Origin of the sequence: Paenibacillus monticola (genome assembly GCF_009664975.1) — a bacterium.
Classification (GTDB): Bacteria; Bacillota; Bacilli; order Paenibacillales; family Paenibacillaceae; genus Paenibacillus_AQ; species Paenibacillus_AQ monticola.
Genome location: NZ_WJXB01000002.1, coordinates 1,008,418 through 1,034,249, shown reverse-complemented (window position 1 = coordinate 1,034,249; position 25,832 = coordinate 1,008,418). Strand labels below are relative to the sequence as shown.

Genomic DNA, 25,832 nt, shown 5'->3' with positions numbered 1-25,832 from the left:
TGCGTAATCAAAGGGTTTAATTTGGAGACGAGCTCGATTTCGTTTTGAGCACTGTAGGACAGATTGTCTTTTTCCGAATAGGCCGTATCTCCAATGACGGTTTCAACCTGCATTCCTGTAGCCTTACTTTTTTCAATCAGCGTTTGGAGCTGTTTCCCGTCATTTTGTTCGCCCGTCGTAACCGTCGCTGCTGTAATAATTCGTTCTTCACTCATGGCGATATGGGTTTTGTATCCGAAAAAAGAAGAGTCTGCACTTTTGTGTCCCACTTTGGCATCCGGATCGGTCGAGGTTTGTAGATGCTGATGCTCCACATCATCGGCGACCGTTTCTTTCAGCAGGTTTAAAGGCTCGCTTACCTTTGGAAGTCCCGTAAACCGTCCATCCTGCTCAATCACCGCAACCAACTGCTGGCAATATTCAATTTCATCCTCAAGGACATCCGTAACCGGTTTGGACGGAAAAACATTTTTCATTGACTCCTCTATACTGTAGATCACTTTACGTACCTTTTTGGAGCGTTCTCGAAGCACTTCTTGCGGGGTCTTTTGGGTATAGCGTGCTTTGGTATGAGTCGCGTCCACAATAATGGTTTTGCTGCGAATGACGCCTTTTTCAATAGCGATTTCCACCGTTTTGCCAATGAGCAGATCGAGTAACTTCATATCTTTCAGTCGCAGCTTGCGAAATTTGGTCAGCAAACTAGGGTCAATGACCCCTTCCTCCGGAGCCATATGTAGGAAAAACTTGAACGACAGGTCGGTTTTAGAGCGTTCCACCAGATCGACGTCGGACAAGTCAAAGATGGATTTGAGCAGTAGATATTTAAACATTCGGACCGGGTCTACCGCGGTTCGACCGTTATCGCGGCAATAGGTTTCGTTCAGTTTCTCATAAACAAAGCTAAAGTCCACCAGCTCGTCCATTCGCCGTAGCAAGTTATCCTTAGGAATCAGTATATTGTAAAGTTCGATATACGGGCTCAAGATAAAATTCTGCTGCTCAGGGAGCATGGAGACCACCAGCCTTTGATTTGATACTTTAAGTATACCGAAAAAGATAGACATTCTCCTCAAAAAAATGAGGAGAATGTCTATTTGAGATCCTGAAGGACTTTTTCAGTGGCCTCGATTAATCCTGGGGGCTTTTTGTTATTTCAGGAGCCGAAAACTGAGGGGGAAGGGGGTGAAAGAGGATATAGGAAGAAGACGAGTAATTAAAATGAGCGTCAGAAGGGCTTAACGCTACGCTTATGCCTTTACAGCGGCGCAGTGGTACTTATTCAAAGTGAATCTGTAAGCTCCACACAGAGGCTTCACAGTTCTCTCAGCATATGCTTCAGTTTCTATTGATCATAATAACGTCATTATAAATATCTTGATCTTTGTCCAGTAAGGGATAATGGCCTGTTTGAAGGAGTTATTAGGAACCACTCTAATATTACGAAAGTTTATGATGATTTTTAGTGATACGGAGCTAATATATAATTAAATATTATCTTAACTCGAAAATATTCGCTAATTTAGACAGAATCCCCCCCCTTTTCATAGATGCATCTCTTTGAATGGTAATGAAATAAAACAGATTAAAGCAATATAAATGATATGGATGAAGTATAAAATAAATTATCGAAATAATTTTCGTTCATTTGGATGTTATCACTGAAATGCCGATTTTCTTCTGGAATCTACACGCAAAAGACACTTTACAAAGATAAATATCGATGTGATAATGAAAATTACCGAAACCGGTTTCTGTATTTCGGACTAAATATTATTGATATTTGGAATTATTAGTGTGTTTCGTAAGGAATGAGCCATTTTTTAACGAATAATCCCGAAACACTAGTATTATCTGCGATTTAGATTGTAAACAGGAGAGGAAGAGTGTTATGGATCAAAATAATAAACAAACTTGGAGTTTTACTGGGACGAACGGGGATTTCAAGCTACCGCAGTCGGACCGCAATAGCTACTTGTATTTTCCACTGGTGAATGAGGGGGGGATGATGTCCTCAGTAAGCCCTAAGCTTCACGGACAGGCCACATCTGGGCATAATACATTTCTGACTCCGCCGTTGTCGGTGGAGGATTTGCATAATTCCCGCGATTCCCGCAACTTTTGGGTATACATTGAAGGAAAGGGAGCTTGGTCGGCAGCTGGAAACTCGGCGAAGCAAAATGCTGAGTTCTACACTGATAATGCGGATGATGCGATGCTTGAGGCCGGATTTCTGTGGCATAAGGTGACTCGCAGCAGTGCTGACCTAGGGATTACTGCAGAAATAACCAGCTTCGTCCCCGTTGGAAATGATAAGGTCGAGTTGATGAGGGTTACCCTGACGAACACAAGTGGAAAGGAACTCACCCTAACACCGACAGCAGCCGTTCCCCTCTTTGCCCGTTCGGCCGACGATTTGCGGGATCATCGCCATGTTACTTCTCTGCTGAACCGTATCTATACTTCGGCGCACGGCGTTGAGGTGCAGCCAGCACTTTCCTTTGATGAACGGGGCCATCGGATTAATCATACCTCTTATGGGGTATTCGGAGCTGAAGGCAATGGAAATGAACCCCTTGGTTTTTTCCCGGTACAGGAGGATTTTATTGGGGAAGGCGGAAGCCTGGATTGGCCTGAAGCTGTAGTGCTGAACAGAGCGCCGGAGGCCGGTAAGGGTGGCGAGATGCATAGAGAAGGATACGAGGCACTGGGTGGTATTCGTTTTAGAACGATCACCTTACAGCCTGGTGCCAGTAATTCTTATGTAATTGTGCTGGCGATGGACAGCCAAAGAATAGATGTATCGACACTGATGAACAAATATGGCACTACGGCAGGATTTGAGCTTTTATTAGCTGACAATAAAGCGCTCTGGGCGGATAAAGTAAACACGGTTGAATTTCATACCGGTGACCCGTCTGCTGACCAATGGATGAAATGGGTGACACTGCAGCCAGTGCTCAGAAGGCTGTATGGAAACTCTTTCCTCCCTTATCACGATTATGGCCGGGGTGGACGCGGTTGGCGGGATCTGTGGCAGGATTGTCTGGCATTGCTAATTATGGAACCGGCAGAAGTTCGTAGCCTATTGCTAAATAATTATGCGGGTGTAAGATTTGACGGTAGCAACGCAACAATTATCGGCCAACAGCCAGGCGAATTTATTGCCGACCGCAACAATATTCCACGTGTATGGATGGACCACGGAGCGTGGCCATTTTTGACAACGAAACTTTATCTGGATCAGAGTGGTGATCTGGAGTTCCTGCTGCAGGAGCAATGCTATTTCCGTGATAACTTTATGAGCCGTTGCCGGGAGCGTGACGCTTCCTGGGATGAAGCCGCAGGCCCTTATCTCAGAACTAGTGCAGGAGACGTATACAAGGGAACCATTCTGGAGCATATTCTGCTGCAGAATCTGATACCCTTCTTCAATGTAGGCGAACATAACAATATTCTGCTTGAGGGTGCCGACTGGAATGATGGATTGGATATGGCAGCAGAACGGGGTGAAAGTGTAACTTTCACATCCTTCTACGCCAGTAATTTGCTGGATATTTCACGTTTACTCCGCACGGTTAAAGAACTTAAAGGCTATGAAACGCTTGAACTGGCAGAGGAAATGCTGCATCTGTTTGATTCTCTCGGCACGAGTGTAGACTATAATTCAGTATCCGCTAAGCAGGAGCATCTGAACCGCTTCTATGCTTCCGCACCGAACAAGGTCAGCGGTATTCGTGTTGCTCTTAGCATGGATAAGGTTGCTGATGATCTGGAACACAAAGCGGAGTGGATCTTCGAGCATCTACGCCGTAATGAATGGGTGCAAAGCGAACAGGGTGACGGCTGGTTCAATGGCTATTATAATAATGATGGGGAGCAGGTTGAGGGCGAATTCACCGAAGGTGTTCGTATGACGCTTACAGGCCAGGTATTCCCACTATTGGGTCATGCCGCAGCACCAGAGCAGATTCCACATATCATCGCTGCAGTGGAACGCAATCTGTTGGACGATAGAATCGGCTACAGACTCAATACCGATTTCGGAGGCATACAGCAGAACTTAGGTCGCGCTTTTGGTTTTGCTTTTGGCCATAAAGAGAACGGGGCGATGTTTAGCCATATGACGATAATGTACGGCAATGCGCTATACAAGCGTGGCTATGTAAACGAAGGGCGCAAGGTGCTGGAGTCACTGTACAATCTGAGTGTTGATTTTGAGACTAGCCGCATGTATCCGGGTATTCCTGAGTATATCAATGAGCAGGGCAGAGGGATGTATACGTATCTAACAGGCTCGGCAAGCTGGCTCCTGCTGACTATGGTTACAGAGGTGTTTGGGGTTAAGGGCCAACTTGGCGATCTGCTGCTGGAACCGAAGCTGGTCAAAGAACAGTTCGATGCAGAAGGTAAAGCCTCGATTAAGACGATCTTTGCAGAACGTGAGCTGGAGGTGGTCTATACGTCCACAGGAAGCTCTGTTTACGGAGAGTACCAAATACACTCGGTCACTCTGAATGGCATCAAGGTGACGCTTCAGCGCGTCTCAGAGGGCGTTCTTATTTCAAGAGACTTACTGAGCGCTCTGCCGGCCGGGAAATCCCACCTTGTGGAGGTAGAATTGGCATAACATTGTTCACACTGGAAGGAGGCGACAATAAATGAGTAACACTCTGACAAATGGAATTCTAACGGTCAGTATTGCCGATATTGGGGCCTATAATAGAGCCCGCTTTGATTGGACAGGATTTATTACACAGGTAACTCTGGAACAGGGTCAGCATACCTTCTGTATGCCGGAAAGTCTGAACTCCGGAGAAGGTAGCGGGGGCTTTGGATTATGTAACGAGTTCGGCATTTCCCGGTCAATTGGTTACGATGATGCTGTTGCAGGGGAATGGTTTCCGAAGCCTGGTGTTGGGCTGCTGCAGAAGGAGGATGATCGTCCTTATTTCTTTGCGCATGAATATGCAATAAATCCGTTTATCAGCAGCTTTGAGGTTAGCCCTCAGTCCATAACTTATACAGTTCAGCCGATGGAGGTTCAAGGGTATAGTTTGCTTTTGAACAAAACCTTGTCTTTGCACGAGGACAAACTGACCATTGCCTATGAGCTGCATAATAAAGGCTCGAAGCCGTTCCAGACAGAGGAGTATGTGCACAACTTTATCGGAATCGACGGAGTGCAGATGGGGAAGGATTACGAGCTGCGGCTTCCGGGGGCGCTTAGTATAACTGATGCAGAATCGTCGTATACCACAGAGCTATTGCAGTTATCAGAGGAGAGCCTGAGCTTCCGAGCAGAGCCGGATAAGCCCTTTTATTGCAAGCTGGAAGTTGGGGAGCAGCGGACGGCAGACTTTAATTGGGAATTGCTTTATAAGCCGAGCGGCACGGGCGTGCGCGAAAGCGGAGATTTCCCGGTATCAAAAATAGCTTTATGGGGAGAGAGGCATGTTATTTCTCCAGAAGTATTTGTGAACATTAGCCTTTTACCGCGTCAAAGCAAGCGCTGGAGCCGTACCTATCAATTTTTCACTACTTCATAAGCTCCGATCTTACCTCCTATGTGAATAATTATACTTGCTGGTGTGTAAGATTATTGCTATCATATCCATATCCATATTCATAGGAGAGAAAGGGTGGGGAGCAATTTTGAGTAAGAGAGCATACAATTTTAATGCCGGTCCAGCGGCGTTGCCGCTTGCAGTATTGGAACGTGCACAGGCAGAGTTCGTAGATTTTCGGGATAGCGGAATGTCCATTATGGAGATGTCGCACCGCGGTGCCATATACGAATCCGTGCATAATGAAGCACAGGAACGTCTGCTTTCACTCTTAGGCAATCCGAAGGGCTATAAGGTATTGTTCATGCAAGGTGGGGCAAGTACACAGTTCGCCATGATCCCGATGAATTTCATTTCTGCTGGCCAGGTAGGCAGCTATGTGATGACGGGCAGTTGGGCGGATAAAGCATTCAAGGAAGCGAAGTTAGCTGGAGGCGCTCATGTAGCTGCTACTTCAGCAGATAAGAAGTTTCTTGCTATCCCTGAACTAAGCACTATCACAGCTGCGGACAATGCTGCATATCTGCATGTAACGTCAAATGAAACCATTGAAGGAACACAATATGCGGAATTCCCGGATTCGGGCTCCATTCCGCTGATCGCTGATATGTCCAGTGACATTCTTAGCCGTTCTTTTGATGTGAATCAATTTGGACTGATCTATGCGGGCGCACAAAAGAATCTCGGACCTTCTGGTGTGACTGTAGTTATCGCCAAGGAAGAACTGATCGCTGAATCGCCTTCTACTATTCCGACGATTCTTCGCTACGATACTCATTACAAAAACAACTCTCTCTACAACACGCCACCATCCTACTCTATATATATGGTAAATGAAGTGTTGAAATGGATCGAAGAGCAGGGCGGATTAGCCGGGATTGAAGCTAAGAATCGCGATAAAGCGGGTCTGCTCTATAATCACATCGATGGAAGCGATGGCTTCTTCCGTGGCGTTGCTGAGCCAAGTAGCCGCTCCATTATGAATGTAACCTTCCGGATGCAATCGGAAGATCTGGAGAAGCAGTTCGTCAAGGCTGCTGAACTGGAAGGTTTTGTCGGTCTTAAGGGTCACCGCAGTGTTGGGGGCTTACGGGCTTCGATCTACAATGCGGTACCGTATGAGAGCGTTAAAGCACTGTCCGACTTCATGAATCATTTCCAGAAAACACAAGGTTAATGAAACTATCGATAACCTTCCGCCTTAGGGCGGAGGGTTTTCTGTGTTATAATACTAGTTCAATCACCGGGCAGTTAAGGCCCACAGAGAGGAACATCGACATATGGCACTTCACATCGTGTTGGTCGAACCGGAAATCCCGGCGAACACCGGCAATATCTCCCGCACCTGCGCAGCAACAGGTATACATCTGCATTTGGTGCATCCGCTTGGCTTCCGTACAGATGATGCAGCTTTGAAACGGGCGGGACTGGATTATTGGCATGCCGTTCATATTGAATACCATAACTCTTTCGCTGAAGTACAAGAGAAATATAGCGAAGGACGTTTTTTCTATGCAACGACCAAGGCGGAGAAACGTTATAGTGACTTCACCTTCCAGGATGGTGATTTCTTTGTATTCGGTAAGGAAACCAAGGGCTTGCCTGCAGAAATCCTGGAAGCTGGCAAGGAAACAACCATGCGCTTACCTATGAGTAATGCTGTCAGATCCCTAAATTTGTCAAATTCAGCAGCGATAATTGTCTATGAGGCCCTTCGTCAGTTGGATTTTCCGGAACTTGTCTAAAAGAAGACAATATTTTTTATTTTTCTCAGCAGGATTCGACAATTTAATAACGAAATTAATGATTAGAGCCGAATAAAATAGTAGTTAATATAATTAGTTGAACAGGAGAGGTGTACGTTAGATATGAAACCTGCTGGTGTTGTACGTAAAGTAGATCAGCTGGGTAGAATTGTTCTGCCTAAGTCCCTACGTAAAAGGTATCAAATGAATGAAGGCGACCCGGTTGAAATTTTGGTGCAGGGCGACCACATCATCTTAGAGCGTTACCGCCCCAAATGTGTCTTTTGTGGATCAATAGAGGGTGTAAGTGACTATAAAGATCGTTTTATATGTTCACAATGCCTTACTGAAATGACACAGTTGCCAAGACACGCCTAAGCTCTATAGGTTTGCTCGAAGTAATGTTCTGTTAAGTAAGAAAAAGCACCACACTGATGTGTGGTGCTTTTTCTTATACTAACCTCAAAATGCCTGAAATCCAATGACTACAGGGACATCTTAGTCTTAAAGGCCCTTAGTCTTGTCATCGTTGTAAGATGAAGTAAGGATTCCGGCCAAGAATAATACAAATACAAAGGTAACGATCCAAAAGGTCAATGAGAACGTCATGTGAGGCACCTCCAGAAATGGATGTATTCGTTATCATGATTATAACCTGCGTTCTCTTAAAAATATACGAAAATGTGATGTAGCGCACAGACAGTGCTGAATATTCATTCGGAGAACAGGAAGCTAGTGGGTACGCGCCGAAGATTGCCATCGGATGGCTTATTAATCACTTTTCCGTTAAAAATCAGGGACGAAGAACCGCCACCATCCAAATTATAAGCATCACTGACACCCATGGTGTATAGTTTGTCCTGAATCTCTTTCAAGGTGGCTCCTGAGCTGCCGTATTCATTGTAGCCATCAGCTACTAGAACTAGCAGTTGATCATCCTTGTATTTACCCATTACGGTACGTGGTGCACGAAGTGGAGTCAGGTTCCATTTTTCCGGTATCGGCACCTTACTATTATTCTGCAACAGAACCGGTACAAAGGTTGCACCAAATTTGGGTTCAAGTTGATCCAGTTGTGTCCGGCTGTAGAATTTACCACCGATTAATTGGCCGGATTTGTTAAGACCCACAAAACTGAGATCTTTGTAACTTGGCTGAAAGCCATTTAAATACTGGCCTCCTACAACAGTGGTGCTTAGAGGGTAACGTTGGCCGGCTTTGTCCGCAAACCCTCCGGCGTTAATTCCGGCGACTGCACCATAACGATTTACAGCCTGCATCGTAGTTTCCGCTCCACCGGAGCTGGACTCGGCAAGGCTCATTGTCATCGCAGTCGCATCTTTTAACTTGATCTTTAGTGCGTAGGCTTTATAGTTTCCGGGATTCAACCGGTATAGTTCTATGGTAATACGGTCACTGCTAATGACCTCGGAAGGAATTCCGAGCTTGGACGTAATCCGGTTGTTATAGATTCGTTCCGGTCGGCTATTCTGGGCCTTGGCTGTACTTACCAATGCATTCATTGCAGTGGTTGTTTCCTTATAAAGCTTGGCGCTGGCACTCACAGAATCGATGGTATAAGAAGCAGCTTTTTTGGCCAGAGTCAGTTCCTTCTGAAGTGCAGCCGTTTCCTGAACAGGTCCAACGATAGGGGAGAACTGTCCTACATCAAGATTTAGCTGCAGCGGAGGCTGATACCACCATAGACATAATAATAAGCCGAAGAAGGGAGCGGTCAGAAGCAGGAAGAAACGGTTGACTCTTTTGACAGGGGTCATCATTTGAGCAGATCCATTTTTTTCTTCAAGACATCCAGTTGCTTGCGAACTTCGCTTAATTGGGTATAGAGTTTGTTGCTGTTGTCTGTCTTGGCGCTTGCATTATCTTTAGTGAAGGTTAACAGTTCATTAAAGCTCTGTACTGTATCCTGCAAGTCCTTCACTTCACTAGAGAGAACGGCAATTTTCGCTTCATAATCAGTCTTCAAAACGGTAAGTTGCTGTTGGCTTTGAGTGCTAAGCTCGCTCAGCACCTGCTGCTTCAGATGGTTGGTATAGCTGTATACAGCATAAATTCCAAATCCAATCATCATAACCCAGAACAGTAAAAACCATTTTACGGAAGGTCCGTGTCTCGCTGTAGTACGGCGCGAGTGTACCGGTGTCGATTCCGCTAGCGGTTGCATTTTATCACCTCAGGTTATTCTTTTTTTCAAGTCCTCATTCTATCAGACTTTAACTATTTTCGCAAAAATGAAAGAGAGCCCAAAAACGGCAAAAAGTAATTGCATCCTGTTAAACTACTGCGATACAATTTCTATAGATTGGAATATATGATAGGCGTATTCAAGGTAACAGAAAGAATGAACTGGACAAGACATCATACATCCTTGCATGCGTTTTAACCGAAAAACGCTGCGGCGCTTTCCATTCTGGGTAAATTACATAAAGAGCAGGAGGTCTTGGCGTCAATGATGAAGGTGTGGCAGGTGGTCATTGTGGGATGTCATCCCACTAGCATGCTGGGAACGAAATTGATTTTGGAGGAAGGGGGGGAGCTTCAGGTAATAGGGATGTGTTCAACATGGAGCGAAGGCGCTTCCTCCGTACGGGAACGGCAACCGGATCTAGTGCTGGCAGACTACTATTTGCCGGAAGGTGCGGTAGAGAACGTGCTATTCGATATGAAAAAAAGCTCGCCAGTCTCCCATTTTGTTGTCATGACCAATGAGGATGGTCGAGAGCTGCTTCAGCCGCTAATCGAACTCGGGGCCAGCGGCATCCTGTATAAGGGTGCTTCACCCAGTCAATTGCTGCAGCTAATTCAGGGTTTGCGCGAGGGCTTCCTTTCCCTCCCACTGACTTGGCTGGAAAAGGGCTACTGGCCGATTACCTCCTCTAAAGGATTGGATGGTATTCTGCAGATGACTCAGACAGAAACGTTTATTATGGAGCGGATTGTACAGGGGATTACCTATGACAAGATCGCACTTGAAATAGAAGTGAGTCGTCGTTCCATCGATAATTATTTGCGCAAGATCTATGTAAAGCTTGACGTTTCTACTAGAGCGCAAGCCATTGAGAAGTTTGCTCTGTACTCCAGACAAAATAGAAAAATCTACGCATAGCCCTCTGACTTACGACATAATGCTGTTCGGACTGGAATATTCTTGGTACCAGGGAAAGGGGGATTTCGCATGAAATATGAGTTTTCTGCTCGCGCGCATACGCTTTTATCTTCACCACAGCTTAGTATTCGTACGCAAATGCGGAGGGGCTCATTGATATCGTTGGCTGAAGAACTGCCCGCGGAAGAACTGTTTCCATTGTCACTGCTTGCGGAAGCGGCATCTACAGTAATATCCGCTGATGCCGGTGCCCTCCAATATGGAGATCCTGAAGGGTATGCACCGCTAAGGGACTGGCTTACCGGGGACTGGCTCACAGCTAAAGGGGTAAAGGTTACGGAGGGTGGAGTTCTGTTGACAACAGGGAGTCAGCAGGCGGTTGATTTGCTGTCACGAGTGTACATTGACCCTGGAGATCGTGTGCTGGTGGAGAATCCAACCTCTCCTGGTTTTCTGCAAGCACTCCGGATGCAAGGGGCTGTTATTATCCCGGTGCAGGGCGATCGCGAAGGGCTGCTGCCGGATCATTTGCGCAGGCAGATTCAGCAGCATCGCCCGAAGATGCTGTTCGCCACGCCGAGTTTTACGAATCCCAGCGGAATTCTCTGGAGTCTGCAGAGGCGTATGGAAGTGCTGGAGCTATGTGCCTCGTATAACGTTCTGATTGTGGAAGACGACTCCTACGGCGATCTGCATTTCCAGAGACATGGCGAGCCACCTGGCAAAAAGTACCCATCCCTGTATGCGCTGGAAAATGTAAGCACGGGTGGGCATGTGCTGTATATCGGCTCTTTCAGCAAGACAGTCGCGCCTGCGCTGCGGACGGGCTGGGCGGCAGGCAGTCGGGAACTGATTGGTATGATGACTGCCGCCAAGCAGATGGCGGATTGGCAGTCGAGCACACTCAATCAGCGGCTGCTGCATCATTTGCTGGACGCTTCTGCCTTCGATCTGCGTGAGCATATCGCCCTCTTAAACCGCGAATATAATACGCGGCTGAAGCTGATGGCCGAGCTGCTTAAGCGCCCAGCGTGGAAGAACAGCTCCTATGACATGCCAGACGGTGGCATGTTCCTCTGGGTTTCGCTGCCAGTGGGGCTTGATGCACTGGCGTTGCTGAAATGTGCACTGGGTAAGGGAGTCGCTTTTTTACCGGGACCCTTGTGCAGCGTGGATGGGGGGGCGAATTACATTCGTCTTAATTTCAGTCATCCCGGCCGGGATGAGCTGCTGTTGGGTATGAATCTGATGAGCGAGGCGGTTACTGAATTTACTGCTCGCAGTTAAAGGGGAATAGTTAATAGACAACGTCAGTGTAGCCTGTTTGCAGCGGTGATTGTGATATTCGGATGGATGGCTAAAGGGAAATAGAGCATAAGCCGGGAACCGGACTGAGAAGCGCTTATTTACTGGAAATCAGGAGATTTGGGAGTTTAACGGACGCCAGAGACGTTATTAACCAGATTTCCTCGTAAAAGGGACTGTTTCTGCTTCGATAGTGTCCTCTGTGTCCGCATCCTGCTCCTTATACCTGTTCGAAAGTGAAATAGCGTCTGTACAGTCCGCCGAGCAGAGGTGAAAAGTAAAAACAGCCTCGTTGTGCATTCGTTCGCTCGAATTCGTCAACCACTAATGTTGTTGTTGAGTCATTATTTAGATATGCATAGGAGACAAATAGCAAGCTTCCGGTTATCGGGAGCTTGCTGTTTGTCTTGTCGGGCCGCCTGGTGTGGGCTGGACTTGAAGACACGGGAGATCATCGCTCACCGCGTGCGGCACTGGTCTCCGCTATGGCAGCATATTCAATCAACGCGGCTGCTCCTGCGGTTGTCAGTATGTACCGACCGCGGGTAACACGGGAGAACCAGCCGTAGTAGTTGTGCTGCAGCATGAGCGCCGCGTTCGGGACCCCGCTGCGCTTGCGCAGCTCCGCGGGCGAGATGCCGGCTGGCTTAGCCGCGCCAGCGGTGCCGCTGGTGGGCGTCGCTGTGCGGCCCACTCTACGCTCGGCGGCTCTTCCCACTACTCCAGCCTCAGCTGGAGTAGTGGGGTCTGCCGCCACGCCACTCTGTTGGCGCAGCGCCGACAGCTGCGCCTCCACTTCCGCGGCCTGCAGCGCCAGCGCCACGCGCAGCGCTTTCTCGCGGTAGGCGGTGACAAGCTTGACGCCTGTGCTGCCGCCGGTATTGTAGTCGCCGCTGCGCTCGCGGAACTCCAGCAGCAGCCGCTCACGCCGCCGTCCGCCGCTGCGCTGCAGTGGCAAGGTCTCGTCCGGAAGGACGAGAACCTCAACTACCGGCGGCTTGGTCTTGTAAAAGGTCACGGTGATCAGCCCGAGACCGAGGCGGCGGCACAGCCCGCTGAGTTCACCCCAGCGCTGGTTCACCGCGCCTTTCTTATCTCGAACGCGTTCCACTGCGAGATATACGGTAGGGCTTAGTCGCAACCGTTCAACGCCTTGCAGCAGCAAGGCAAGGTTGAATGATTTTTTCATCTCCACAATGAGTGGCTGCTCCTCGTTCTCCTTCACACCTACCAAATCACAGGTGCGTACCTCACCTTTAATGACATAACCCTGCTGCTCAAAAAAAACCTTCAAAGGAGCATACAGCTCCGTTTCATGTCGTATCGCCATACATCGTCACTCCCGTGCCTTTTTTCCTGCGGATTTATTGATTCTCTATTATAGCACAGCAAAAAAGAGGTCAACTATTCCGGGCTCGCCGCATAGGTATGTAGTACACTTTTGAATGCGATTGGGGCAATAGGAGCGCAAGAGGAGGCAGCGAGCCATGGATATTTTTGAGCGTATAGCAACATACCGGGCTGAGAACGATCGTTTGGCATGGAGAGGAACCTTCAAGGAGTATATAGAACTGCTTAGAAAAGATCCTTCTCCCGCCAAAACTGCTCATTCCCGTGTGTACGACATGATCAAGTCTCACGGCGTAGAGGACATAAACGGACGCAAGCGGTATAAGTTTTTTGAGCAGGAGATATTTGGACTCGATCGTGCGGTTGAAAAGCTGGTGGAGGAATACTTTCATTCTGCAGCGCGGCGGCTTGACGTACGTAAACGGATACTGCTGCTGATGGGACCCGTCAGTGGAGGCAAGTCCACACTGGTCACCCTGCTCAAGCGCGGGCTGGAGCAATATTCGCGCACGGATGCAGGGGCGGTATACGCAATTGAGGCCTGCCCGATGCACGAGGACCCACTGCATTTAATTCCCTTGGAGCTGCGCCCAGAGATCGAGAAGGAGCTGAGTGTGCGCATTGAGGGCAATCTATGCCCTTCCTGCCAGATGCGGCTGAAGAATGAATACAAGGGCGATATCGAGCAGGTGCCGGTGGTGCGGGTGCTTTTGTCGGAGGAAGAGCGAGTAGGGATTGGTACCTTCAGTCCATCTGATCCAAAATCACAAGATATCGCCGACCTGACCGGCAGCATCGACTTCTCCACCATTACTGAATTCGGTTCCGAATCCGATCCACGCGCTTATCGTTTCGATGGGGAGTTGAACAAAGCCAACCGTGGTCTGATGGAATTTCAGGAAATGCTGAAATGCGATGAGAAATTCCTCTGGAACCTGCTGTCACTGACCCAAGAGGGTAACTTCAAGGCAGGACGGTTCGCGCTAATCAGTGCGGATGAGCTTATCATTGCACATACGAATGAGACAGAGTATAAATCCTTTATCTCTAACAAAAAAAATGAAGCACTCCAATCCCGTATGATTGTTATGCCTGTACCCTATAACCTGAGAGTATCGGAAGAGGAAAAAATCTACGCGAAGCTGATCGCCCAAAGTGATATGAATCATGTGCATATTGCCCCGCATGCGCTGCGTGCCGCGGCGATTTTCTCTATTCTCACCCGTCTGAAGGAGAGCAAGAAGCAGGGCATGGATCTGATCAAGAAGCTGCGCATGTATGACGGTGAAGAGGTCGAGGGCTATAAAGAGGCCGATCTCAAGGAGATGCAGACGGAATATCTGGATGAAGGGATGTCCGGTATCGATCCGCGTTATGTCATTAATCGTATTTCCAGCGCCCTGATCAAAGGGGACCTGCAGTGCATGAACGCACTCGATGTGCTGCGGGCGATCAAGGACGGCCTGGATCAGCATCCTTCCATTACAAAGGAGGAACGCGAGCGGTATTTGAATTTTATCTCCATCGCCCGCAAGGAGTATGATATATTGGCCAAAAGCGAAGTGCAAAAGGCCTTCGTCTACTCCTTCGAGGAGTCAGCCAAGACGTTGTTCGAGAATTATCTCGATAACATCGAAGCCTTCTGCAACTGGTCCAAAATCCGTGACCCGCTGACGGATGAGGAGATGGAGCCGGATGAGCGGCTGATGCGCTCCATTGAAGAGCAGATCGGCATCTCCGAGAACGCCAAGAAGGCTTTCCGTGAAGAGATCCTGATTCGCATCTCTGCTTACTCCCGTAAAGGGAAAAAGTTCGAATACAACAATCACGATCGGCTGCGCGAAGCGATTGAGAAGAAGCTGTTTACCGACCTCAAGGATATCGTCAAGATTACCACCTCCTCCAAAACACCGGATGAGAGCCAGCTGAAGCGGATTAACGAGGTCTGCGCCAGACTTATTGACGGACATAGTTACTGCCCAATCTGCGCGAATGAGCTGCTGAAGTATGTGGGGAGCTTGCTGAATCGGTAATGAAAAAGTATGGATACTGACGGACCCAATAAGGGTCCGTTTTTTGTGCAGAGCGGGATGCTGTTAACCATTGAGAATCTCTGAGTTTCATTGTGTTCTATTAGGGAATGTAACGCTCGTTATATATTATTTTGTAATTTTTTTGGCTCTATCTCACCCCTTTAAAAGTGAAATAGCGGCACTACAGTCTGCCAAGTGTGAACCTCAACTATTCAGGTTTTATATGTTTGCCTGTTGTTCCTTCTTCCATTTACGAAGTTTAGCTCTAAATGATTTAAATGGTGCGACTGAATTGATATGAATCCATTTAGCCAATGGCCAGTTTGGATTATCGCCAGTCCATTTATGTATGCCTTGGGTAAAAAGTTCTTTATCGTTTAATGAATCGATCCAATCCAACCATTGCTGCTCCGTCTCCTTAAACAAGTGCAGTAACTCGTTTAAAGAATAGGAGGAGTAAGTAACGTAGAATAATTGATTTAGGTCTCCTAATCGGTTCCACTTGTAATTTGGGGCAGGCATGATAACTGTTTTCCCTGCTTTTTCATCCCTGTCCCATCCCATCACGAGATTGAGCCATCCAAGCTGATAGGCGATAATTTCGGCAGGCGTTTTATCTGTTTCAGGAAGCCGAATATCTTTTTGGCTGTTGTCTATTCCTTTATATTCATCATTCAATAGCAAATATCCGGTATGAACAGCTTCTTTCAATTCTTCTTTGGAACTATAGCGGTTACTGGACATAGAATCACCACCTAGAGTTGTTATCCATATATTTTACATTATATTCCTTAAAAAGTGAATATCCTCATGAAGTTAGAGGGATGAAAACGACTGGGCCGTCCATAAAAGGACGGCCCAGTCGTTTTTTCTTGGTTTCATCTTCGGCTTGGCTGCATTAAACCCTTCACACAAATTTCCGTTGCACCTTCTTGCCGTCATACGAGAACTGCGCTTTTTTATCCTCGACCACGGTCTGCAGATGTACAGCCCGCCCCCATAGCTTGTAAATATGCGGTAGTGTGCGCTCCAGATACTTCAAGTCCAGTTCAATGCTCTCGTAGCGGTGAACAATAAGCAGTTCGCCGTTGCGCTCAAAGTCAGCGTCCTGAATGACCAGGTAGGGAGATCCGCCATTAACTCGCGCCAGCACCAACTGGTCACGTACATTTTCCCAGGCTTTGTCGGTGATTTTCCATTCGGGTCCTTTTTTCTCAAATACATAGAGATCCAGGTCGTTAACCAGCTCTTTGGACAGATAGCTGCGGATAAAAGAGGTATCCGATTCCAGCTCGCGCACCTCGAAGATTTTGTCGCGGTCCCAACGTCGTTCGATATCTTCGAAGATTTTCAGCCCCAAATAGTAAGGGTTCAGACTCTGGCGAGAGGGTTGCACCACTGAGGAATTCAGCTTGGCGTATTCTACCGTTTCCTCTACCGTCAGGTCGAGCTCGCGCATGATGCGTTGGTGCCAGTACGAAGCCCAGCCTTCGTTCATGATCTTAGTCTCCATCTGCGGCCAGAAGTAGAGCATCTCGTCATGCAGCATGGTCATAATGTCGCGCTGCCAATCCTCCAGCACGGTGGAATACTGTTGAATGAACCAGACGATATCCTTCTCCGGTTCAGGCGGGAAAGCACGGCTGCCATTAGATTCTGTATCCTGGTCGTCAGTACTTTTATCTAGATCCCATAATTCATTGTAGGGATTGGCGGGTCTTACGCTGCCGGGTGGGGTGTCCTTGCGCTCCTTCATTTTGGCTTCCAGCAGGTGGGTCTTGCCGAGCTTGCGCGGTTGGATCAGACTGGGGTCAATATGCTCTTGCACCGCCAGCACTGAATCGATGAAGCTCTCTACCGCATCCGTCCCATAAGTCACTGAATAGCCAGCAATCCGGTCCGCTGTGGCTGCCATGCTCTCGACCATATCACGGTTGGTTATCGAGAACCGCATATTGTTTTTGAAAAAATCGCAGTGCGCCAGCACGTGGGCCACAATCAGCTTATTCTGGACCAGCGAGTTTCCGTCCAACAGGAAGGCGTAACACGGATTGGAGTTAATGACGAGCTCGTATATTTTGCTCAGGCCGAAATCGTACTGGGACTTCATTTTATGAAAGGTTTTGCCAAAGCTCCAATGCCCGAACCGGGTCGGCATCCCATAAGCACCAAACGTATAAATAATATCGGCAGGACATATTTCATAACGCATTGGATAAAAATCCAGACCAAACCCCGTAGCGATTTCTGTAATCTCGGCAATGGCCCGCTCTAGCGCGTTGATTTCATCAGTGGGCATGAACTAATCTCCTTCCTGTTCGCTGCAATGCAGCCAGAACTGTTCTTCTTATGTATATGGGTGGGAGGAGGGGAGTATGATTGGAAAAGGCCTACTTTCGGGGATTTCTGCAAATGTAAGATGATTAGAAACCGTATTTCATGAATGAGATTCATGCGGTGTATATGATATAATTCAAGGAAGCTGGATTCCGTAAATGAAGTGTAAACGCATATCAGAAGGAGGTCGAACATTGTGTCAAATCCAGATGAGAAGAAAATCCATACCTATCAAGATTGGCTGACATGGGAGGGAACTTGGGAGTTAATTAACGGCAAAGCCCATAATATGTCTCCAGCTCCGACCTCATTGCATCAATTTATTGTAGGAGAACTTCATTTCGCCCTACGGACATTCTTCCAAAATCGGAGTTGCTATGTGTTTGTGGCTCCGTTTGATGTGTTTTTTAGTGAAAGTGAAGAGGTTCAATCACCCGATCAAGTCACCCAACCGGATCTTTCAGTTGTTTGTTCGAAGGACCAAATATCCAAGAACGGCTGTAACGGTGCCCCGATCCTAATTATTGAAGTGCTGTCACCTTCCACTGCATTGAAGGACTTTAATGAGAAGTTCAACTTATATCAGAAGTATGGAGTTCAGGAGTATTGGATTGTTGATCCTGGGAATCGAACGGTTCATGTATATACTTTGGAGGATGGCAGTTACCAGGTGCGTAATTTATATACGGAGCAGGAAACGATTAAATCTATTGTCTTTAAAGATTTACAAATTCCAATGCACACGTTATTTAGTCTTTAACAACAAACATAATCAGCCGGCGAGATATATTCTCGACTGGCTATTTTTGTTTTTTCGAATCTAGGCACCTTAGCTGAAGCCTAGCCTTCGTTATGGATCTTAGTCTCCATTTGCAGCCAGATATGAATTAAGATTAGTTGTCAAAAATGAGGGAATTAAATACCCAATTATGGTAATGTTTACTGGAGGTGATGATAGCCATTTATGAACAAGTCAATCTTACTTTCACTCGTAACAATAGCTTCCTTTTCACTGCTTACAGGGTGTTTTGCAGATAACACCGATACCGTTGAAGTTACACCGATTGCTGTTGTTACAGCACAGCCCACTGTCACTGAAGAAGCCGTTGTGGCCAATAATGCAGCAGAGCCCAAGAAGCCGTTCTCTTATCTAGAGCAATTGCCAGAGGAGAGGTTGAAGGAATACGAGCTATTTGTCAGCGACAAAGAAATCCGCCATTTACAGACATTCTCTCCCGAAGAAATGTTGCTGGTGTACCTTCAAGCTGCTGCAATGGGAGATGTGGATGTCATTTACCCTATTACCTATGATGATGGTTCGTTACCTGATGCTGATATTTTTAGAACAAAATATTATGCGGAGGTCATGAATAAAGAGCTGGAAACAGCTCTGAGTTATAGATATTATGACTCCATTAAAGTGCAAGAGGATACGGTTAAGGAGAACGAACTGGGAGTTGTGATTACTGCAAGTATAGGTTCTTTTACAAGTTCAATTATTTATGGATTAAAAAAAGAAGATAATATCTGGAAGGTGGATATCTATCCCCTTTTCGAAAGCGACAATTAATAGTAAGGTGGGAGAACGTGGAGAAGCAGAAGTTAATTCGCATCTTTGATAAGCAAGCCGATCAATACGAGAAGCAAAGAGAGGACCCGAAGCAACAACGATGGCGTAAGCATCTGTTAAGTCATGCAAAGGGTGAAGTGCTTGAGCTAGCTGTAGGGGCGGGTGCGAACTTCCCCTTTTATCCGCGCGATGTAAAGATTACGGCAACGGATTTCAGTGAAGCCATGCTTGCGAAAGCCAAGGGGGCAGCACAAAATCATGGGTTGGATGCTCATTTTAAATGTGCTGATATTGAAGAAATAGACTTCCCAGATCAATCCTTTGATACTATTGTTTCGACGTTATCATTATGCAGCTATAATAACCCCTTAAAGGTGTTGGATGATATCAATCGCTGGTGCAAGCCCGATGGGCAGATTCTTTTGATGGAGCACGGGATCAGTTCTAACTTCGCAGTGGCTGCTCTCCAAAAAGGATTGAATCCGCTGTTATACCGTATATATGGATGTCATCATACAAGAGATATTATAGGGCTCATTCGAGAGTCCGGTATCCAAATCGAGCAGGTGGAGAACTTCTGGCTCAACATGGCTCACCTGATTTGGGCGAAACCGACGTACACAACGACGACTACAGGAGGAAACAATCATGTCACAACGAGTGTTATTAATTGAGGACGATGAGGCCATCAGTGAAATGGTCCGTTCGTATTTAGTGAAGGAGGGTTACGAGGTAGAGACGGCGTTTGATGGAGAAGCGGCAGAGCGCATCTTCCGCGACCGCGATCCCTTTGAGCTTATTCTGTTAGATCTGATGCTGCCGAAACGAAGCGGTACAGATATTTTGCAGAGTATCCGGGCTACGAGTCTTGTTCCGGTGTTGATTATGTCCGCCAAGGACAGCGATGTAGATAAGGCGCTTGGCCTCGGCTTTGGAGCGGATGATTATATCACCAAGCCCTTCTCCATGATCGAGCTGGCGGCAAGGGTTAAGGCAGCTATTCGCCGTGCGGGGTACGCCTTGGTGGGCGCAGCAGCAGAAGAACCAGCGACCAAGGTGAAGAAGATCATTACCCTGCGTGGACTGACCGTGGATCTGGATAATTTTTCAGCACGGAAGAATGGGGAGGAAGTGAAGCTTACTGCTAAAGAATTTCATATTCTGAAGCTGTTCGTGACTCATCCAGGGCAAGTATTTACGAAAGCACAGATTTATGGAAGTGTCTGGGATGATGATTATTACGGAGACGAGAATGTCATTAACGTACATATGAGAAGACTTCGGGAAAAAATTGAAGATGACCCCTCGCATCCAGAGTATATCAAGACGTTATGGGGGATCGGGTATAAGCTGGAGGGAGCCGTACAATGATTGCGGTACTAGGTATTGTAATTGTTCTGCTCTTGCTCTGTATCCTCTGGCAGTACCAGAAACTGCAGAATCATTCGCGCCAGTTAAGGTACATTGATGAAAAGCTGAATAACATCATTGCTCAGGGCTCGCATGAAAGACTGCTCCTATTCAGCAGCAGTCCAGAGCTGCAGATGCTGCTCACTGATCTGAATCGGCTGCTTGATGTTAACCATAGAGGATCTGTCGAACGGGTTAAATTGGAAAAAGCGATGCGCAATATGCTGGCGAATATTTCCCATGATCTGAAGACCCCGCTAACGGTAGTGCTCGGCTATATTGAGACGATTCTGCATGATGAGAGTATGCCAGGGGAAGAGCGTGATCGAATACTGCAGACGATTCATCAGAAGGCTAAGGAAGTGATTACGCTGATGAATACCTTTTTTGATCTGGCCAAGCTGGAATCAGGCGATAAAGAAATTCCACTCTCACGGGTGGAGCTTGGCGAGGTGTGTCGGCGGAATATCCTTACTTTCTATGATATCCTGAGCGCCAAGGGCAGTGAGGTGCAGATTGATATTCCTGATGAAGCTCTATTTATTATGGGTAACGAAGAGGCACTGGACCGGATATTGTCCAACTTGCTCTCCAATGGAATTGCATACGGCGACGCTGGTGGAATATTGGGCTTAAGTCTTTATAGCGATGAAGACAAGGTATACATAGAGGTTTGGGACCGCGGCAAGGGTATTACCGCTGCTAACCAGGATAAAGTATTCGAGCGACTGTATACCTTGGAGGATTCAAGAAATCACGTCTACCAGGGGAGTGGGCTTGGTCTAACGATTACTAAGCGGCTGACGGAGCAAATGAATGGGACGATTAAACTGGTCAGCCAGCCGAATGTCCGGACGGTATTTACAGTTTCTTTTCGGCGGCTGAAATTCTAAATCACTGAACTTAAGAATTACGTAAGAAACCAGTAATAAAAAAGAACATTCCGCTGTGTAGAATAAGAACCAGGAAGCAAAGAAGAAGCCAAAGGGGACAGCGGAAATGACAAACATACTCCGAACACAGAATTTAACGAAAACGTATCAGGGTAAAGAAGCCGTTAACAGCGTCAATATGAACATCAAGCAAGGCGAGATATATGGTTTTCTAGGTCCGAACGGAGCGGGGAAAACAACCGTGATGAAAATGATCACAAATCTCGTCAAGCCAACGTATGGGGAAATTGAATTTTTCGGTGAGAAGATGACAGAACGCTCCTATGAAATGCTGAAACGGATGGGCTGTATCATTGAATACCCGGTGTTCTATGACAAGCTGACTGCTAAAGAAAACCTGATCCTGCATGGAGAGTATATGGGGTATTATGATAAACAGGCGATGGGGGAAGCGCTGGAGCTGGTGAAGCTTACCGGAATCGACAACAAGCCTGTGAAACAGTTCTCTCTGGGAATGAAGCAGCGCCTAGGCATCGCCAGAGCCGTAATGACTAAACCAGAGCTGCTTATTCTGGATGAGCCGATAAACGGATTGGACCCATTAGGTATCAAGGAGATGCGTGAAGTGTTTCGGATGCTGAGTCAAGAATACGGAATGACGCTGCTGATCTCCAGTCATCTTCTGGCAGAGATTGAACAGATTGCAGATACGATCGGCGTCATTCGCGAAGGCGTATTGCTAGAGGAAGTAGCGATGCAGACCATTCGTGGCGGAAATACGGAATATATCGAATTAATAACGAACGAGAGCAGCAAGGCGGTATATGTGCTGGAGCACAAACTGAAATTGACTAATTTCAAAGTGATGGACCCTCGTACGATCCGTGTTTATGATGACAGCATTTCGCAGCGTGAACTGAACAAGGCACTTGTCATGGAAGATATAGAGCTGGAGAGTCTCAGTAAAATGAATCATTCGCTGGAAGATTATTTCCTGAATTTGATCGGGGGTGACGGCATTGCTTAAACTCATAGCTCTAGAGATTCGCAAAAACAAGCTGGCGGGTATACTGAAAGGTGTCCTATATGCCAATCTAGCAATCCTTGCCTTTATGATCCTTGTGGTGTTCATAGATCAAAGTGAAGCTGATTCAACATTCGTTTCTTATGCTGATGTATTTGAAGGACTATATGTCTTTGTTAAATCGACATATATTATCTTTGCTGCTATACTGCTGAGCAAACTCGTCATCGAGGAGTATAAGAATAATACGATAACGTTATTGTTTATGTATCCTATCTCTCGCAAAAAACTGATAACTGCCAAATTAATCATTGTGTTCCTCTTCACACTTGTCAATATAGTGGTAGCGGAAATAGTGATTGGCGGAATCCTTGTTGGGATCAATCATTATGTAAATGTCGTCCCTGGTCAGCTAACCTGGTCGATGCTAAGTGTAGAGCTGGTCAAGGTGGGAACTAGTGCTGTATATGCAGCCGGGATTGGTTTAATTCCTTTGTTCTTCGGGATGCGCAAAAAATCAGTTCCAACCACCATTGTTGCGGCGGTGTTACTTGTCAGCCTGATCTCTTCCGGCTTTGACGAGTTCCGGTTGGGCAATATGGCGGCAGTATCGATAGTCCTCGCTGTAGTGGGAATGGGCGTTGCCTATTTATCCATCCGAAAGATTGAAACTGCTGATATAGATTAATCTGAATAAGCTACAAATAGCCTCTGTCGCTGACAGAGGCTATTTTATTTTACCGGATACGTATCCCTGTAACTTTGCTATAATAAGAATAAAAAAAAGATGAAATTCTACATAATTAGACTGTTTCCGCTTTGGACTTAGATTGATTTTAGGGGACGCAGAGAGGTTGTGAATTGTGTATAAAGACAAAGACTCTATTCTGAAACAGATGTTTTCAGAAGATGGTGCCTATAAATCGTTGTATGAGAACCACCCCGATTTCATTTATATTATGGACCGGGAGGGCAAATATGTAGATGCGAATCGTCCCTTCTGGGAGGTCGTAGGATACACACTTGATGAATTGAATGAGCTTATGTGCAAGGAAGGACAATTATCGGAAAGAATACGCCAGCATTATCTTGCATTAGCTCTAGAAGGAGCCTCTCCCCGCTATGAAATGGATGTTGTCCATAAGAACGGGGAACTTCGCCGGGTTGAAATAACGTATATTCCGATACAAGTAGAAGATGAGATTGTCGGAGTGTATGGTATGGCTAAGGATATGACCAGACACAATTACGAGTGGGACCCGTCGCCGGAGAGAAGGCAACATTATGATTTGCTATTTCAGCACAATCCTGTGCTGGAGCATCTAAAAGAGCTGAATGATCGTCACAGCCTTATTCTGGACTCCGTGTCAGAGGGGATATTTGGACTTAACAAAAGTGGGCAGACGATTTTTATAAATCCGGCAGCAATGGAAATGCTGGGTTATTCACGAGAAGAATTCATTAGCTTGCACAGTCTTTCTAGTATTCATCATTCCCGTTCTGACGGCTCCCACTATTCCGTAGACGAATCTCCGATTAGCCTCACCATTTCAGATGGAGTTACCCGAAGCATAGAGGAAGAAATCTTCTGGCGTAAGGATGGGACGAGCTTTCTGGTGAATTATAGGGTAGCTCCTATTGTTGATAATGGTGTAATTGAAGGGGCGGTAGTAGTCTTTAGCGATATTACGAATGAACTGGAAATTATTCGCGCTAAAGAATCTGCTGAAAAGGCTGCCCGGGCCAAGTCAGATTTCTTAGCGATGATGAGTCACGAAATCCGCACACCGATGAATGGCATGATTGGCATGGCAGATCTGCTGCTTGATACCGAGCTTCAGGAGGAACAGCGCAGCTATGTTGAGATACTACAGAGCAGCAGCTACAGTCTTTTACAAATATTGAATGATATTCTTGATTTCAGCAAAATGGAAGCAGGTAAAATGCCTCTGCAATTCGAAACATTTGATCTTCGGGAATTGGTCTCGGGCATTGTCGAGCTGTTCACACCTAAAGCGGAGGAGAAAAAGCTGGCGCTGCGGTGGTGGGTGGATACAAGTGTTCCTGCATTACTGACAACCGATCCGAGTCGATTGCGGCAGATTATCGTCAATCTGGTCGGAAATGCTCTGAAATTCACAGAACGCGGTAGTGTAACCCTATCGGTTAAGAACCTTCCACTGCCGGATTCCCTGGATTATCTATTGGAGTTCTCCGTACGTGATACCGGAGTAGGGATTGCGGATAATAAGCTTAATCTGCTCTTTCAATCCTTCTCTCAACTGCATCCATCGATTAATCGCAAATACGGAGGTACAGGTTTGGGACTCGCCATTTGTAAGCAGCTTGTTGAGCTGATGGGTGGGACGATCTTCGTGGAGAGCGAGGAAGGGCGGGGCTCTACCTTCCGTTTTATGTTACCCTTCCTTCGAGATGAGTCCGAAGCAGCATTTGACTAATTAGGATTCTAAAATATACATGAGACCTACCGTATGAGGACCGCAATGGCTGCCGATGACACAGCCTGCATGGATGACCGCAATCTCTTCTACCCCGGTCATTTCCCATAGTGCAGTTTGCAGGTATTGCGCATCTTCTTCGGCTAGGGTATGGGCAATGATCAGCAATTCTTTATCCATGCGGTTGATGTTGGCTAGGGCATTCTGAAGCATCTGTTCAACCGCTTTTTCCTTCTTGCCGCGGACTTTACCTACGGGAACGATGCTTCCATCGACCATTTTCAGCACAGGCCTGATTTTGAGCAGACTTCCGATGAAATTCTGCATGCCTGAGCATCGTCCACCCATATATAAATAATCCAGTGTATCAATAACGAATTCAGTCTCCACAAGCTCTCGGCTCTGCTGCAGCATCGCAGCAATCTCCATTGCACTGTGTCCTTTAGATGCAGCACGAACGGCCTTCATAATCAGCAACGCAATGCCTCCGCATACGGTTTTGGAGTCAATAATCTGTATGCGTCCTGCTGGATACTCACCAGCAGCTAGCAGAGCATTCTGAAAAGTAGAGGATAACGATGAGGAGAGACTAACGTATACAATGTCATCGCCGCTGTCGATTACCGGTTTAAATGCGGTCATGAAATCAGCGGGTGATGGCGCTGCTGTCTTGGGCAAGGAGCCGTTTACGGTTACTCGGCGGTATATCTCTTCAGGTGTAATGTCCACACCATCTTTATAGGTTTCCTCTGCAAATATTACATACAAAGGGACAATGCCAATATCATAGGTTTCTTTCCAGCCCTTAGGCAAATCGGAAGTGCTGTCTGAGAATATTTTTACGTTAGACATGAATTTCTCCTTCACCAAATCTTGGATATGAATAGTCAGATACATGACAAATATAATACTTTTTATTATAGCAAGGCTAGGCTGATTCTCAAAACAATAAATAATAGTTTCCTGTTTTGGAACTTTATTGGTTTTTTAGGAGCGGAATCAACGTAAGCCA

Annotated in this window: 23 protein-coding genes; 16 read left to right on the top strand and 7 right to left on the bottom strand. The window is 46.6% G+C overall.

Annotation, left to right across the window (positions count from 1 at the left end; genetic code table 11):
• Nucleotides 1-1,013 (bottom strand): transposase (locus GJB61_RS09060; protein ID WP_154118207.1); only part of this gene is annotated, 1,013 nt, incomplete at its 3' end.
• Between the two features lie 878 nt (nt 1,014-1,891).
• Here GJB61_RS09060 and GJB61_RS09055 point away from each other — a divergent pair.
• The 5 genes from GJB61_RS09055 to GJB61_RS09035 all read left to right on the top strand — a co-directional run bounded on the left by GJB61_RS09055 (nt 1,892) and on the right by GJB61_RS09035 (nt 7,690).
• Complete coding sequence (locus GJB61_RS09055; protein ID WP_154118113.1) at nt 1,892-4,630, top strand: GH36-type glycosyl hydrolase domain-containing protein; 2,739 nt, start codon at nt 1,892-1,894, stop codon at nt 4,628-4,630.
• Nucleotides 4,631-4,661: 31 nt separating this feature from the next.
• Complete coding sequence (locus GJB61_RS09050; protein ID WP_154118112.1) at nt 4,662-5,549, top strand: hypothetical protein; 888 nt, start codon at nt 4,662-4,664, stop codon at nt 5,547-5,549.
• 103 nt (nt 5,550-5,652) lie between these two features.
• Nucleotides 5,653-6,744 carry a 3-phosphoserine/phosphohydroxythreonine transaminase gene (gene serC, locus GJB61_RS09045; RefSeq protein WP_338115730.1) on the top strand — a complete coding sequence of 364 codons (1,092 nt, stop codon included), beginning with the start codon at nt 5,653-5,655 and terminating at the stop codon, nt 6,742-6,744.
• A gap of 103 nt (nt 6,745-6,847) precedes the next feature.
• The gene (gene trmL, locus GJB61_RS09040; RefSeq protein ID WP_154118110.1) at nt 6,848-7,312 is read left to right on the top strand and encodes a tRNA (uridine(34)/cytosine(34)/5-carboxymethylaminomethyluridine(34)-2'-O)-methyltransferase TrmL; all 465 of its coding nucleotides are present in this window, start codon (nt 6,848-6,850) and stop codon (nt 7,310-7,312) included.
• Between the two features lie 123 nt (nt 7,313-7,435).
• Nucleotides 7,436-7,690, top strand: a complete 255-nt coding sequence (locus GJB61_RS09035; protein WP_154118109.1) for an AbrB/MazE/SpoVT family DNA-binding domain-containing protein — start codon at nt 7,436-7,438, stop codon at nt 7,688-7,690.
• A gap of 335 nt (nt 7,691-8,025) precedes the next feature.
• On the opposite strand, the gene GJB61_RS09030 is transcribed toward GJB61_RS09035, so the two are convergent.
• Both GJB61_RS09030 and GJB61_RS09025 read right to left on the bottom strand, forming a co-directional pair.
• Nucleotides 8,026-9,093 carry a phosphodiester glycosidase family protein gene (locus tag GJB61_RS09030; protein WP_154118108.1) on the bottom strand — a complete coding sequence of 356 codons (1,068 nt, stop codon included), beginning with the start codon at nt 9,091-9,093 and terminating at the stop codon, nt 8,026-8,028.
• Nucleotides 9,090-9,497, bottom strand: a complete 408-nt coding sequence (locus GJB61_RS09025) for a hypothetical protein (RefSeq protein WP_154118107.1) — start codon at nt 9,495-9,497, stop codon at nt 9,090-9,092. Before GJB61_RS09025 ends, GJB61_RS09030 begins: the two co-directional genes overlap by 4 nt.
• A gap of 285 nt (nt 9,498-9,782) precedes the next feature.
• Here GJB61_RS09025 and GJB61_RS09020 point away from each other — a divergent pair, with 285 nt between their 5' ends.
• Both GJB61_RS09020 and GJB61_RS09015 read left to right on the top strand, forming a co-directional pair.
• The gene (locus tag GJB61_RS09020) at nt 9,783-10,439 is read left to right on the top strand and encodes a response regulator transcription factor (RefSeq protein ID WP_154118106.1); all 657 of its coding nucleotides are present in this window, start codon (nt 9,783-9,785) and stop codon (nt 10,437-10,439) included.
• Between the two features lie 69 nt (nt 10,440-10,508).
• Nucleotides 10,509-11,726, top strand: a complete 1,218-nt coding sequence (locus GJB61_RS09015) for an aminotransferase-like domain-containing protein (protein ID WP_154118105.1) — start codon at nt 10,509-10,511, stop codon at nt 11,724-11,726.
• A 469-nt stretch (nt 11,727-12,195) separates the two neighbouring features.
• On the opposite strand, the gene GJB61_RS09010 is transcribed toward GJB61_RS09015, so the two are convergent.
• Nucleotides 12,196-13,074, bottom strand: a complete 879-nt coding sequence (locus GJB61_RS09010) for a DUF2161 family putative PD-(D/E)XK-type phosphodiesterase (RefSeq protein ID WP_154118104.1) — start codon at nt 13,072-13,074, stop codon at nt 12,196-12,198.
• 157 nt (nt 13,075-13,231) lie between these two features.
• Here GJB61_RS09010 and GJB61_RS09005 point away from each other — a divergent pair, with 157 nt between their 5' ends.
• Nucleotides 13,232-15,127, top strand: coding sequence for a PrkA family serine protein kinase (locus GJB61_RS09005; protein WP_154118103.1), 1,896 nt, complete (start codon nt 13,232-13,234; stop codon nt 15,125-15,127).
• A gap of 219 nt (nt 15,128-15,346) precedes the next feature.
• Here the strand turns inward: GJB61_RS09005 and GJB61_RS09000 are convergent, their stop codons facing one another.
• On the bottom strand, nt 15,347-15,871 hold the full coding sequence (locus GJB61_RS09000; RefSeq protein WP_154118102.1) for a ClbS/DfsB family four-helix bundle protein: 525 nt from the start codon (nt 15,869-15,871) through the stop codon (nt 15,347-15,349).
• A 163-nt stretch (nt 15,872-16,034) separates the two neighbouring features.
• Nucleotides 16,035-17,426 (bottom strand): SpoVR family protein, encoded by a 1,392-nt coding sequence (locus GJB61_RS08995; RefSeq protein ID WP_154118101.1) that lies wholly within the window; start codon nt 17,424-17,426, stop codon nt 16,035-16,037.
• Nucleotides 17,427-17,660: 234 nt separating this feature from the next.
• Here GJB61_RS08995 and GJB61_RS08990 point away from each other — a divergent pair, with 234 nt between their 5' ends.
• The 8 genes from GJB61_RS08990 to GJB61_RS08955 all read left to right on the top strand — a co-directional run bounded on the left by GJB61_RS08990 (nt 17,661) and on the right by GJB61_RS08955 (nt 24,820).
• Entirely contained in the window at nt 17,661-18,224 is a 564-nt protein-coding gene (locus GJB61_RS08990; RefSeq protein ID WP_338115720.1) for a Uma2 family endonuclease, read from the top strand.
• Nucleotides 18,225-18,428: 204 nt separating this feature from the next.
• Nucleotides 18,429-19,034: a hypothetical protein gene (locus tag GJB61_RS08985; protein ID WP_154118100.1), complete on the top strand. Its 606-nt coding sequence runs from the start codon at nt 18,429-18,431 to the stop codon at nt 19,032-19,034.
• Between the two features lie 17 nt (nt 19,035-19,051).
• Nucleotides 19,052-19,708 carry a class I SAM-dependent methyltransferase gene (locus tag GJB61_RS08980; RefSeq protein WP_338115719.1) on the top strand — a complete coding sequence of 219 codons (657 nt, stop codon included), beginning with the start codon at nt 19,052-19,054 and terminating at the stop codon, nt 19,706-19,708.
• Complete coding sequence (locus GJB61_RS08975) at nt 19,683-20,405, top strand: response regulator transcription factor (protein WP_154118098.1); 723 nt, start codon at nt 19,683-19,685, stop codon at nt 20,403-20,405. The genes GJB61_RS08980 and GJB61_RS08975 overlap by 26 nt, the downstream gene beginning before the upstream one ends.
• Entirely contained in the window at nt 20,402-21,337 is a 936-nt protein-coding gene (locus tag GJB61_RS08970; protein ID WP_154118097.1) for a sensor histidine kinase, read from the top strand. The genes GJB61_RS08975 and GJB61_RS08970 overlap by 4 nt, the downstream gene beginning before the upstream one ends.
• Nucleotides 21,338-21,443: 106 nt before the next feature.
• Nucleotides 21,444-22,364 (top strand): ABC transporter ATP-binding protein, encoded by a 921-nt coding sequence (locus GJB61_RS08965; protein ID WP_154118096.1) that lies wholly within the window; start codon nt 21,444-21,446, stop codon nt 22,362-22,364.
• Nucleotides 22,357-23,049 carry an ABC transporter permease gene (locus tag GJB61_RS08960; protein ID WP_154118095.1) on the top strand — a complete coding sequence of 231 codons (693 nt, stop codon included), beginning with the start codon at nt 22,357-22,359 and terminating at the stop codon, nt 23,047-23,049. Before GJB61_RS08965 ends, GJB61_RS08960 begins: the two co-directional genes overlap by 8 nt.
• 175 nt (nt 23,050-23,224) lie before the next feature.
• Nucleotides 23,225-24,820, top strand: a complete 1,596-nt coding sequence (locus tag GJB61_RS08955; protein WP_154118094.1) for an ATP-binding protein — start codon at nt 23,225-23,227, stop codon at nt 24,818-24,820.
• On the opposite strand, the gene GJB61_RS08950 is transcribed toward GJB61_RS08955, so the two are convergent.
• Nucleotides 24,821-25,672 (bottom strand): DegV family protein, encoded by an 852-nt coding sequence (locus GJB61_RS08950; RefSeq protein ID WP_154118093.1) that lies wholly within the window; start codon nt 25,670-25,672, stop codon nt 24,821-24,823.
• Nucleotides 25,673-25,832: the final 160 nt, after the last annotated feature.